At 59.5% G+C, this 12,146-nt stretch carries 7 protein-coding genes and 3 pseudogenes; 1 reads left to right on the forward strand and 9 read right to left on the reverse strand.

Annotated elements, in window-relative coordinates:
• Positions 1 to 262: 262 nt before the first annotated feature.
• From VUN82_13440 to VUN82_13450, 3 genes and pseudogenes are all read right to left on the reverse strand, one after another.
• Positions 263 to 756: pseudogene (locus tag VUN82_13440) on the reverse strand (molybdenum cofactor biosynthesis protein MoaE).
• 267 nt (positions 757 to 1,023) lie between these two features.
• Positions 1,024 to 2,742 (reverse strand): CocE/NonD family hydrolase, encoded by a 1,719-nt coding sequence (locus VUN82_13445; GenBank protein ID XAS70129.1) that lies wholly within the window; start codon positions 2,740 to 2,742, stop codon positions 1,024 to 1,026.
• 23 nt (positions 2,743 to 2,765) lie between these two features.
• The gene (locus VUN82_13450; GenBank protein XAS70130.1) at positions 2,766 to 3,719 is read right to left on the reverse strand and encodes an alpha/beta hydrolase-fold protein; all 954 of its coding nucleotides are present in this window, start codon (positions 3,717 to 3,719) and stop codon (positions 2,766 to 2,768) included.
• Between the two features lie 769 nt (positions 3,720 to 4,488).
• On the opposite strand from VUN82_13450, the gene VUN82_13455 reads away from it, so the two are divergent.
• Positions 4,489 to 5,943: an APC family permease gene (locus tag VUN82_13455; protein XAS70131.1), complete on the forward strand. Its 1,455-nt coding sequence runs from the start codon at positions 4,489 to 4,491 to the stop codon at positions 5,941 to 5,943.
• Between the two features lie 449 nt (positions 5,944 to 6,392).
• Here the strand turns inward: VUN82_13455 and VUN82_13460 are convergent, their stop codons facing one another.
• From VUN82_13460 to VUN82_13485, 6 genes and pseudogenes are all read right to left on the reverse strand, one after another.
• Positions 6,393 to 6,548 carry a GntR family transcriptional regulator gene (locus VUN82_13460; GenBank protein ID XAS74681.1) on the reverse strand — a complete coding sequence of 52 codons (156 nt, stop codon included), beginning with the start codon at positions 6,546 to 6,548 and terminating at the stop codon, positions 6,393 to 6,395.
• 24 nt (positions 6,549 to 6,572) lie between these two features.
• A pseudogene (locus tag VUN82_13465) lies at positions 6,573 to 8,053 on the reverse strand (glycogen debranching N-terminal domain-containing protein).
• Between the two features lie 168 nt (positions 8,054 to 8,221).
• Positions 8,222 to 8,973 (reverse strand): annotated as a pseudogene (locus VUN82_13470) (3-methyl-2-oxobutanoate hydroxymethyltransferase).
• A 93-nt stretch (positions 8,974 to 9,066) separates the two neighbouring features.
• Positions 9,067 to 9,882: an alpha/beta hydrolase gene (locus VUN82_13475; protein ID XAS70132.1), complete on the reverse strand. Its 816-nt coding sequence runs from the start codon at positions 9,880 to 9,882 to the stop codon at positions 9,067 to 9,069.
• A 58-nt stretch (positions 9,883 to 9,940) separates the two neighbouring features.
• A complete protein-coding gene (locus VUN82_13480; GenBank protein ID XAS70133.1) occupies positions 9,941 to 10,696 on the reverse strand; it encodes an SDR family NAD(P)-dependent oxidoreductase in 756 nt (251 codons plus the stop codon).
• A 159-nt stretch (positions 10,697 to 10,855) separates the two neighbouring features.
• The gene (locus VUN82_13485; GenBank protein XAS70134.1) at positions 10,856 to 12,085 is read right to left on the reverse strand and encodes a helix-turn-helix domain-containing protein; all 1,230 of its coding nucleotides are present in this window, start codon (positions 12,083 to 12,085) and stop codon (positions 10,856 to 10,858) included.
• Positions 12,086 to 12,146 lie beyond the last annotated feature (61 nt).

Genomic DNA, 12,146 nt, shown 5'->3' on the forward strand with positions numbered 1-12,146 from the left:
AGACCGCATCCGCCTCAGCATCCCAGCTCCGCCAGACAAACGCACTTACATCCATACACCGAATGCTCGCAGCGTCCTTTGGTTTGCAACAATCATCGTTTACAGCTTCACTTGCAGCCTCACATCCGTCGTCGGATGCTGCCCCAACACGCCGCTCGCTCCTGTATCTGCCCCATACCGCCTTCTGCTTGGCCGCTTCACTGGGAGCCCTCAGCTTTTAAAGCGGCGTCCTCACAGGACATGCGTTTGGGGGCGATGGGCATCAGCCGCCGGCGCCCACCCATTCCACCGTTCCATCAGTGAAGAACTGTTCCTTCCAGATGGGAACCTGTTCATTTATTCGATCCAGCAGCTCGGAGCCACGTCGAAAGCCTGGCCACGGTGAGCTGCGGACACCGCGCACACCAGCGCGGGATCGCCGATTTGGAGCACGCCGATTTGGAGCACGGCGATTCGGTGGGCTGCCCAGATGCGGATGGACTGCGAGGACGCAGGGCCCTCTCCGTCGGAGCTGCTGGATGCCTGCTGTTTTGCGACCAGCTTCCCGACGTCCGCCAACACTTGGTGTGCGGTGGGGTGCGCACTGTAGCTGAGGCGCTCAATCGCCTAGCCGCCGTCGTGGTTCCGCACCACGCCGCTGAAGCTGACCACGGCGCCGACCGTGTCAGTTTCCGCGGCCGCACTGGCCTGATCAACGGAGATGCGCTCCGCGCTCAGGACAGCATTGACTACCTCGAATGAGGTTTCAGTGCGCATGTCCGCCATCGCAACTTTATCGCGTCAGTTCCAGTCACTTGTCAGCAGTCTGCCGGTCGATCGGGGGCTGGTTCCCCATATCCGGAGCGCTGGGAGAAACCCGGATAGCGTTCAGCAACCGTCTCAATCAGCTGCAAAGCGAAAGAGTCCTAGTTTTACAGCGGGCAGGGCGATTATCGATGACATCGGAGGTACGTAAGCCTGCGGCGTACGGACCGGGTCAGTGGGCACTGCGCCGCCTGATCTGCGCAGTGCCCACTGGATCATTTAGGTACGGGGAACTTGTTTCTCTTCCGTTGGGACGATGGGGAGTTGGATGTATGACGGACGGCTGGCGTCGTGGTAGAGCCGCTGATGTGCGGTGACGAACTCCGTCCCGCCCTGGTCACCGGTGTTGAGGTTGCGGTCCCAGTGAGGGAAGCAGCTGTTGGTGACCTGAACCCTGATCCTGTGTCCGGCCAGGAACACGTTGCTTGTTGACCACAGATCGATCTCGATCTCCTGGGCCTTGTCCGCACCGCTGTGAATGCGGCGGATTCCGTCGGTCAGGTTCAGGGACCGCCCGTCGGGGTCCACGTCGCAGAGGCGGGCGACCCAGTCGGTGGATGGCGCCGAGCTCGCCACGTGCAGCCGTACCCGGATCGGGCCCGTCACCTCGAGGTCCTCCTGGAGAACCTCTGAGGTGAAGACGAGCACGTCCGGCCGGGACTCGACCAGCGCCTGGTCAAGGGGGCCCCGGCCCGCACCAAGGCCCATTACCCCACCATGGGTGGGGACCGGGTCTGCTGGGTCATAATCGATTTCACTCGGCCTTGCCTCAATAGGTAGCGACGTCGTGCCAAGGCCACCATCGGCGTGCAGGTGCCAGCGCTCGGTGCGGGCGCGCTGCAGGGGCCAGGTTTCCTCGTCCCGCCATTGATTGCGTCCCATCACGAAGATCCTTACCGGCGCCGACGCGCTCACGGGTGCATCATCGGTGAGGTGACCGCGGACAAATGCCAGCACCTCATCGCTCCAACTCCCGTTCGGATGGGCCCCCGCGTCCCGGCTGGACATGATTCCGAAGTCCACGGCGCCAACCCGGGGGCCGAAGTCCACGTGCGTCCACGGGCCGATGATCAGTCGCGATTCCCGGCCGAGGTCGCGCATCGTCGTGAAGTTGTCGATGGTTCCCTGTAAGCAGCTGTCGAACCAGCCTCCCGTGTGCAGGCTGGGGAGCTGGACACGCTTCTGGCCCCCGGCGACCCGCATGTGCTGCGTGGCTTCGACATCGTTGGCTTCGCCGGGCTCTACGAACATTGGCGTACCGTGCCGACGCAGCACGGGCAGTTCGGCGACCGGCAATCCCCAGTAGCCGTCCTTTTCGAGACTGTCGAAATCTTCGACCAAGGCCGCGGCCCGGGCGGCCAACTCGTCTCCGGTCAGGCCCTGACGGCCCAACCAGTCGAACCCGGAAGACAGCGACCACCCGGATATAACCGCCGCCTGGGTGGCACCACCGCGGGCCACCAGGGCTTCACGCGGTTCCGTCCACGTCATCAGGGGTGTGATCACCTTCAACGCGGGCGGCTGTTGAAGCGCGGCCTGCCATTGCGTATGACCGCAGTAACTGCCGCCGAGCATGCCAACGCGCCCGCTGGACCCGGCCAGTTGGGCGGCCCACTCAATGGTGTCAAAGCCGTCAGCGCCCTCATGGCGCAGAGGCTCCCAGTCACCATCAGACGCATAACGCCCACGGACATCCTGGATGACCATAATGAATCCGCTCCGCGCTACTTCTGTCGGTGAGAAACCGTTCCAGAGGTTGTCAGCCGCGCCGGCCTTGTTGTAAGGCGTGCGCACCACCAATGTGGGCCAGGGACCATCGCCCGACGGGCGGTAAACATCAGCCCGCAGTACCACGCCGTCCCGCATCCGGGCCGGGACGTCGAACTCCACCTGCACTGACGCGATGGAATTAGCGTCCGTCTTCACGACACTGCTCATTTTCTGCTCTTTCATTTCCAGGGTCATTTGTCTTCAATCTGATCGCGGAAGATCCATTTGAGTGTTTCCGGAAACGCCTCGCCAGCATGTCGCAGGGTGTGCCCGCCTGTGCCGAACACGAACATCGAATCATAGCGGCGATACTTCAGAGCGGCATCGAGGTCGTGGTTGGCGATGGGGATGTTGCCGAAGATGATGTCGACGTCGCGCTGACCCGTCTGGTGCCAGACACGGATCGGCTTGCGCGGGGCGCGCCGGACCATGCTGGGCAGGTTGTTTGCACCCAGGATGTTGATGAAGCTGCCGCAGTGCGAGATCACATTCCCGAACACATCCGGTCGATGGAACGCCGCGGTAAAAGCACCGGCGCCGCCGGAGCTATGGCCGCAGATAACTCGGCCTTTCGGGTCGTCCGTGAGCCTGACCTTGGTCCGGATGACCGGAAATAGCTCCTCGGCCAGGAAACGGGCGAAGTCTCCGTTGACGGTGTCGTACTCGACGGCACGATTTGTGGTGCCCCCGTAGACCGGATATCCCGGTCCAGTCTCGCCCGGGTTGTGGAATAGGCCAACGGTCAGGGGGATTTCGCCCGCGTGGACCAGGTTGTCCAGAACCGTGGTGGCACGACACTGCTCGTCGACGTAGTAAAGGCCGTCCAGGCAGACCATCAGGTTGACCGACTCAGCCTCCTCCGCCCCATGCGGCAGGTACAGGTAAATGCTGCTCGTCACGCCCGGGTAGACGGTGTGGCTGGTCCAACGAAAGTGGTAAAACTTTCCCGCGCGAACTCCCTCCTGCGGCAGCGACTGGTAGGTCAACCGATAGTCAGAATTGACGTCATCGCTGGACTCCCATAAAACGGCTCGATCCTTACTCGGGTAAGAATCCAAATCCGACATATCGTCGTTGAAAACCGATTCGGAGTGGTCCAGACCTACAAGCTGGAGATCGACCGCAGCTGTCTGCGGATGGGTCATTTGAAACACCCTTTCTTCTTCTCAAGGTTGCCGAGATCATGTCTCGACGTCGCGTGAATACTAGGCCGCCGCGCTGTGCGTTGAGCTCGAAGCTGAATCCGTTGGCGGTCCCGCCGTCACAGACACTAAGAACAGTGCTGTAATGACTTTGGACCCTTCCGTCTCCAGCGCGCAATCCCACACCTTCACGTCAGTCGCGTGAATCGATTTTGCCCAGGGTGAACTGCTTCGGGTAGTGGTGTTTTAACCACTAGACCTGGAATGACTTGGGGCTATTCCAGTGCCCGGCTAGTCTTGCGGCCCTAGCCGCAGGACTGAAAGAAGGCGCATTTTAGGACTACTTGCGAGTTGCCTTCCCTATCTAAGCGACGAGCCCAACGTGCTCGACTACGGCCGGCCTCCTCCATCACGGCCGTCTGCCCTGGTGCAAAGGTCAACGTCGAGAACCGCGTCGCTAACAAGCATGCCAAGTCCTGCGACTCCGCTTCTGCTCAGCCAGCTTGAGATGGCGGCTCGGGTTTTCGTGACTGGGAGGAGGCCAAGGTCCTGGAGGCTCGTTTGGTAAAACAACTAGTTACGAATAGACGACCAAGCAGCGAACATCATCTTCAGATAAATCGGCGTGTGATGCAAGTCCCAACAACCAAGCAGGCCCTTTGGACCTTGACTATGCACTCCTGAGGGAGCAGCCGCTCGTGTCGGACCGCGATGAGGGTCCGAGCCCTTTGTTGGCGACAACGATTCTTTCCTAGGAAGGTACTTATTGAATATGGACGTAACGAATTATGTGGAAACTAAGGCTCCGCCGCAGAGCCAGCCACACCTAAAGGGGAACATGGGGTTCTTCTCGCTGTTCTTCAGCGTAGTGGCCTATAACGCGCCTCTGATGGTCCTCGTTGGGGGCATCCCCATCATGGTGAGCAGCGGCGCAGGCTTGGGGACGCCCGTGTCGTTCATCATCGCAGGACTTATCCTGGCCGCCTTCGCAGTCGGATTCACACGTATGTCCAAAATTATGCCGAAACCCGGCGGCTTTTACTCCATGATCACCGCCGGACTGGGCCGGGAAGTTGGCCTTGGCGCCGGTCTTATTGCCCTTCTAGGGTATTTCTGCGCTTACGCGGGAACCTTCGCTTTTGGAGGCCTCGTACTCGGCGAACTTGTACACGGCACGCTCAACGGCCCAGAGCTCCCTTGGTATGTCTGGAGTTCCGTCTTTTGGGCGATCAGCGCGATCCTGGGCTATTTCAAGGTCGAACTGTCGGCTAAGTTGTTGACCGTCTTCCTACTATTTGAGGTCATCATCGTCGTGTCCTACGACTTCCTTGTCTTCATTAACGGTGGCTTCGATCAGCAGGGCATCTCCGCGGCACCGCTGAGCCCGACCCACTGGTTCGACGGTTCTTTCCCTCTGGGCCTGCTATTCGGTCTCGGGATGTACGCCGGCTTCGAAGTGACCGTTCTGTTCCGTGAGGAGGTCCGTGACCCGAGCCGCACGATTCCTCGCGTCACCTTCGCCGTAATCGCTATTTCGATGATCGTCTACACCGTCTCTTCACTGCTGTTTATCAATTCGATCGGCGTCGACCAGGTGGTCGAAGCCGCCACGGCGGACCCGTCAGGGTCGATGACGCAAAGCTTGCAGGCCTTCGGGGGAAAGGTCCTCTCGGACTGTGCCACGATTATGGTCAATACGAGCACGGTTGCCGTGATCCTCGCAGCGCACAACATCACTGCACGGTATTCCTTCAATCTGAGTGCGGACGGAATCCTCCCGAGGAAACTGAGCATGGTGCACTCTCGCCACGGCTCGCCGCACATCTCGTCTCTCTCCGTTAGCGGTGCAGGCCTGATAGTGAACCTGGTCGTGATTTTCACCGGCATCGGACCCGTTAATTTCTATACTGCAATGCTTGGAATCACCAGTTTCGTGATCCTTGGTGTGATCTTCGTTGCAGCCGTCGCAACCCCGGTCTACCTTAACCGTCATGGCAAGCAGCATTCGGTGTGGAGCAGGGTTGTCTTCCCGACCTTAGCAATTGTCGGTTTAGGATCCGGACTGGTCCTTGCGGGCGTGAATTACCCCCTCCTGGTCGGCGGGTCCAACGTCCTTGCCACCATCCTGATGACGGTGATCTTCGGCCTGTTCGCGCTCGGCATTGTTCTTGCAGTGGTTTACCGAAGGACCAAGCCGGAGACCTATGCCCGAATCGGCCGCCAGTAAGCCCCAGCAACAGCTAGGTAACAGGACGCCGAAAGCTCCGAACTTGAAGGGTCTGCACCCTAAGGGGGCGGTGTGATTGCTCCCCGTGAGCTGGACCGATCTCACGTCCGGGTTCGCGGGGAGCAGTCGTATACAGGTCGCTTTTACCTTCCCGGCCAGTTGCCCGGTGCGACTGACGGATGAATTAGCGGGCCGGGGGCCATTCCGTCGGATTGTGGCCGCAAACCTGCGCGAGTTTGGGGTGCTCCGTCGATCATGAGTCGGTAACCGGCGGCAACTACAACAGCCCAATGGAGATCCGTGCTGTATTTTGCGATGGCATGAGCATCCTGCGCCGATGCGGCCTCGCGCACCCTCGTTAGGGCCTCGCGCAGCGGCGAGGGGTCAGGATGCAACGCCGGATAGGCCGCCGCCGGAGGTACCTCGAGAGCGAGGCGGACAAATTAGACCTACGTGAGGTCGTCCTGGGAGGCGGACCGAACGAAGGTTCCCCGGCGAGGAAGGTTCTCGGCCAACCGGGTCGAAGAGAGTTCGCGCAGTGCTTCACGGACCGGCGCCTGGCTGACGCCGAAATCCTTGGCGAGCTGGAGCTCCAGAAGCCGAATGCCCGCCGACTAAACGCCGTCGTGGGAAATGTGTGCGTCGTAACGCATGAGGCTGGTCACAAGCAGAATAGGTGTTGTGGCAGCCCATGCCTGAGGTGAGCAGGCCGTTGGGTAAGGTACGGGCTCAGCGAAGTGATCACGGCTGAACCCACAAAACAACTCGGGCAATCGCCCGCCGGAGTACTCGGCTGCCTCCAGCAGAGCAGTCGAAATCCGTTGGGCCTCCTCCGTGAAGCCGTAACGCATGAGCCCGGCGGCTATGATCGCGTTGTCGTGGGGCCACACAGAACCGTTGTGGTAGCTAACAGGGTTATACGCGCCCATGTTGCTGGCCAATGTCCGGACGCCCCAGCCACTGAACATTTCCGGAGACATGAGCCGTTCGGCTACCAATGGGGCCTTGTCGTCGTCAATAAGCCCCAACCGAAGGCAGTGGCCCATGTTGGAGGCGCAAGCATCGACTTGCCGCTTGTTGGCGTCCAGTGCCACTGCGTAGTAGCCCCGCTCGGGGATCCAGAACTGCTCGTTGAAGGCGCTCATATTCGACGAATCCATCCCCGTCCTTGTCCCCGTACTTGCGGATCCACTCGAGCGCCCCGTCCGCGTTCGGAAGCAGCTCTGCGATAGTGTCCTTGGCGAATCCCCACCGGCTGACTGATCCGAGAACGGCCACGAACAGTGGGGTGGCATCGACGCTGCCGTAATAGATGGACTTGCCGCCCAAGGCCAGCGCGCTTGAGACGTCGAGGCGGACTTCATGAAGGATTTTTCCGGTTCTTCCTCGCTTTGCAGGTCGACCTTACTGCCTTGGTATTCTGCCAACGTCTGCACCGTCCCCAATGCCAGGGAGGGGTCTACTGGGAGCGCCATCTCAGAGGCCCACAGGGAATCCCTGCCAAAGAACCAGGGTGCCCCAGCGGCTACGACAACACGTTCAGGGTGTTGGGGATCCTCGATCCGGAGCGCGCCGAGGTCATCGTAACTACGCCGCAAAGTTCGTTCGATGGATCCGTTACCCATGCGCAACAACGGGATTCTCTCTACCCATTCCTGTCTACGGCGGTCCCGGGGGGACAGACCATCCTCGTTCTCATGACGGAACGCCGCTGAACTTTCCGCTGCCTCAGTGGCAGCAATCACCTTGAGCGTTGTACTCCAGTGGCCGTGCGGGGCGACCGTAATCCGGTAGGTGATGTATTGCCCATCAACATTTGCCGCTCAACCACGAGGGGAGTGTCAGCATATCCATCCGAGATAGGGATGCGGCAAGCGAACAGAGCGCGATACGGCGCTTACATCTCAGCGCTTAAGGGTTCGAGCGATTGACCGTTCACTTCCAAAATCCAGCCGGAGAGGATGCGCGTGTCCTGATAAAAGACACCATGAGGAAAATCGGAGTGAATGTCTCCGTTACTCAACGAGATGCAAAAAGAAGATCCCTCGACCAGCGTCACTGATCCAGTCCCAAGCGCACCAGCTGCCGTATCTGCATTCCAACCAGCCATGTCATCCTCCTTTTTGAACAACATCAACCCGTCAGCGTCGCCTTCGTGTAGATCGCTCAAATGGAGGCTACTCCCTCATCTCTCTGGAAGCCCGCAGTATGGCAACGGACTCAGAGTCGCCTCGACTCGGCTTCGACGTGGCGGACCCCGCTGCCCGAAGGGCCGCTACTAGAAGGAGTGTTTGGTCTCCGGGAATTCACCTGAACGAACTTCTTGCCCGAAGGTCATTGCGGTCTGGAGGAGGGCTGATCGAAGATCCGCATACTGTCTGACGAACCTGGCCATTTTCCCGCTGCGAATCCCGGCCATATCCTGCCACACCAGAACCTGTCCGGTCGTCGCATTTCCAGCGCCGATGCCGATTGTCGGGATATTTATGGCGGCATCCACGCGTTCTGCTGTGGCAGCAGGAGCCATTTCCATCAGGACGCAGAACGCTCCCGCTTCTTCCATGGCCAAGGCGTCTTCGATCAGCCTCTGCCCGTCATGGTTTCGGCCTTGCACGCAGTACCCTCCGAGCGTGCTCGCTTTTGAGGCGTAAATCCAGTGTGGGCAATGACCGGACTTCCTGCCTCTACCATCGCCCTCGCTGTTCCGGCATAAAGGCTTCCACCCCCGAGTTTGTCTGCATGGCCCAGCCCCCTCGTTGAGGAACCGGATGCCGCTGGCTACGGCTTGCTGTGTGGATACCTCGTGGCTGCCAAACGGCAAGGTCAGCGACAACCAGTGCACGCTTGGCAGAACGGGCTACTGCGCTGCAGCAGAGTGGCAGTGAGCATCGCAAAGCGTTCGCCGTTGTCCTTTGCCTGCTGCAGGTGATGCGTCCTAGTCCGTCCTTTCCACTTTCCGGCCGGGCCGTTCTCTGGATCCCGTCTTTGCGAAATGCCATTTCCATAAGGCGCCGGCTCTTCCAGTGGCATATGGACTGGATATTCTGGCATTTGCCATAGTTCTATTTCACCTTTTCGGCTCGTGTCCGCCTCGGGCGGACATGTTTGTATCAGCTGCGATGGCTAGTGTTCAGAGATAAAGTCCAAAAGCTGTGAGTTGAACTCCGGGTATTCGTTGAGATATGGATCATGGCCGCTGTGTTCGAAGATGCTCAACCGACCATCCGGGACCGTTTCAGCGAACCAACGCATGACGTCAACGTCATAGAAGGGTGAATGCCTGCCTGCGATGACTAATGTTGGGACCTTGATGCGCGGTACAACATCACGCCAATCCGAGAGAAAGTGATCTGTGAAAAGACGGCGCGACTTGTCCCACGCGAAGTCCTTCCAGGAGGGTGTGATCGAGTCAAAAAACTGCTGAACGTGCTCCGGCAGATCCGGCTCCACGCCACCATTGTCCCAATTGAACTTAAAGTCGATGGCATCGAAAACATTCTGTTCAGTGATGCCCCGAACGCCCAACTGCCATTCGGCGTTGTTGACGATTTTGGGCGTTTGCTCGGCGGCGACAAACGCCGATATACGCTCCCATGGGTCAGCCGTAATCGAGAAGTAGGCCAAGCTTGCTGAAACGCCCATGGAGTGTCCCACCAGAACCACATTGCGGAGGTCAAGCGTTGCAATAAGTTCTCCAAGGTCCAGCCCTAGCCTGCTCATCCTCTGACCGTGCTCAGGCATGTCCGAGCGACCGTGCAGCCTGTGATCGTAACGGATAACCCGGTATCCGGCTTCAAGGAGCGCATCACGCTGCCATGCAAAGTAGGCGCTGTGAGCCGTACCACCGGATGCGAAAACTATGGGTCGTCCTTCTCCTTCGTCGTCATACCGAATGGACACTCCGTCGGAGGTTATTAAGGCCAGGTTAATTCCAGTCATTGTGCTTCCTTATGATTTTCATATCTATCGCAGCGAACTTGGCCACCGGACAGACGGCTCACGCATCCAGCAGCCCAGCTGCAATAAACCCTCCGTCCACGGGCAGGGTGTGACCGTTGATGTAGTTAGCCTTTTCGGACGCAAGGAATACAACGGCGTTGGCAATGTCCTCTACCTTTCCGTAGCGCCGCAGCGGGATGTGTCGGTTGTAGGCCTCGCGGGTCGCATCGGTGTGGACGAGGTTCGCCAACGGCGTATCGATGGGGCCGGGAGCGACGGCGTTGGTAGTGATGCCTACCGACCCTAGTTCGGCCGCGAACTGTCTCGTAAGCGCGTCCACTGCCGCCTTGGTCGGGCCGTAGGCTGCACGTCCCACACCCGCGCGAATCCCGCTGATCGAGCTGATGTTGACGATGCGCCCCCAGCCTCCCCGTGCCATGAGACGCGCAGCATGCTGACTGCAGCGGAATGTCCCAATCAGGTTGATCTGTACGGTGCTCGCAAAGAGATCGTCGGAGAAGTTCAGAATGTCACGGATCTGAGACACGCCGGCGTTGTTGACGAGGATGTCACAGCGATGATGCTCCTGGTCGATGCTCGCGAATAGTGCCGCGATTGAGTCTCGGTCGCCGATGTCAACGTGTTTGGCCTGCGCGCGCAGCCCTCGCTGAAGAAGCTGGTCAACGACGTGCTCGGCGGCGTCGAGGTCTCGATCGGCGACTATGACGTGATGGCCCTGAGTGGCCAACAGGTCGGCGGTTGCGGCTCCAATGCCGGAGCCTGCACCCGTGATGACTGCAAGCCTGGATGTCATGTGAGTTCCTCCTCGGATATCAGTGGCATGCCGCCTCGACGACTGACACTGAAAGTGGTTGGCAGACCGAGAACGATCCGTGGCCGTGATCTCAGTCTGGTTCACCGTGGGTGTCAGGCGGAAGCGTCCCCGAGAGGAAGACCTGGAGCCGATTTGCGACTATTTGTCGGGAGCCTGTGTTGGGTGGATGAGGTGCAGAAGATGGAGTCCGATATGCAGTTCGAGGCGGTTGCGGCCGTCGTCTAGATCAAGTCCGGTTGCTTCCCGAATTTGGTCCAACCGATAGTACAAAGTCGTGCGGTGGAGATGCATGGCATTGGCTGTCGCAGCGATAGACCCGCCGTGGTCAAGGTACGTCCGCAAGGTGTGCAAGAGTTTTCCGTCGCGGTCCTGGTCGTAGAGCGCTCGAACTGAGGTGGGCACGCTCTCCCAATCCAGGTCGGACTCTGGCAGTCTGAGAAGGATGGCGTCTACGCCGAGGTCGGCCCAGAACACTGTCCTCGCATTATCAGTCCTCATTTGGCGACGGGAAGCCCTCAGTGCAGTGTCAGCACGGCGTCCTGCGAGCCATGCCGCATCCAGTCCGCGGTCAACGTTACCTATGCCGATATCGACGCGGCAGTGTCGCCCCAGGGAGCGTCGGAGCTCGACGACGATCCGGTCGGCTTGGTCTCTTAACGCGCCGCGATGGATCTCACTCGAATCAATCTGTATCAGCAGGGCCCGACTATCCTCGACGAGATAAAGTGACCTTCGACTGTGAGTACGGTTTGCCGTCTCCAGCGCGAGATTCAGCGCGATGTAGAGCGACGCCCTGGTGGCATCCCCGAGCGGAACTTGGACCATGGTAACGGAGACTTGCCGCGCAGTGGCGAAGTTTGCTTCCTCAGCGAAGAAGTCCAAGGCTTCGCGCCGGGTTGACTCATGCTCACTGAGGAGGGCTTGTGTCTTTCGCTGCCGCTCGACGTGATCAGGGTCGGTGTTGATGCGATCTGCGTAGAGCTGGGCGGCGATCTCGTGTGCCGCGGCCTCGATACGTTCTCGCTCCAGGATGGTCAACGACTGGTCGGCGTCGATGACCATCATATTTCCCAGAAGCCAGCCGGAACCCAACAGCGGGACGCAGAAACGAGACACCATCCCCAAATCGGGATTGCCTGGCAGCACATGCGGCTCGCGCCACTGATTTACGCCTTGGGCAAGGATGGATCCGGCGAGCTCAGCGCCGCCGTCGCCGTAAAGCACGGCACGGATGCGTGCGGAATCTTCGTCTCCGTAGTGGGTGCTGGCATATATCAGACGAACGGACTGGTCGTTCACGACGACAGAACGCTGAAGGTCTCGTGAAAGTTCGTCCACGAGCTGACGTAGTTGATTTCCTGCGCTCATCTTTGCCGTCATTTGGTCGGCCCCATCGTCACTCTTTCCAAGAAATCAGCCTAGATCAAGC

The organism is Micrococcaceae bacterium Sec5.1, from assembly GCA_039636795.1.
In the GTDB taxonomy this organism is placed as follows: Bacteria; Actinomycetota; Actinomycetes; order Actinomycetales; family Micrococcaceae; genus Arthrobacter.

What these genes read in the sequence shown, in the direction of transcription:
- VUN82_13445 (XAS70129.1), bottom strand. Translation starts at nt 2,742, where the DNA reads ATGAGCAGTGTCGTGAAGACGGACGCTAATTCCATCGCGTCAGTGCAG.
- VUN82_13450 (XAS70130.1), bottom strand. Translation starts at nt 3,719, where the DNA reads ATGACCCATCCGCAGACAGCTGCGGTCGATCTCCAGCTTGTAGGTCTG.
- VUN82_13455 (XAS70131.1), top strand. Translation starts at nt 4,489, where the DNA reads ATGGACGTAACGAATTATGTGGAAACTAAGGCTCCGCCGCAGAGCCAG.
- VUN82_13475 (XAS70132.1), bottom strand. Translation starts at nt 9,882, where the DNA reads ATGACTGGAATTAACCTGGCCTTAATAACCTCCGACGGAGTGTCCATT.
- VUN82_13480 (XAS70133.1), bottom strand. Translation starts at nt 10,696, where the DNA reads ATGACATCCAGGCTTGCAGTCATCACGGGTGCAGGCTCCGGCATTGGA.
- VUN82_13485 (XAS70134.1), bottom strand. Translation starts at nt 12,085, where the DNA reads ATGAGCGCAGGAAATCAACTACGTCAGCTCGTGGACGAACTTTCACGA.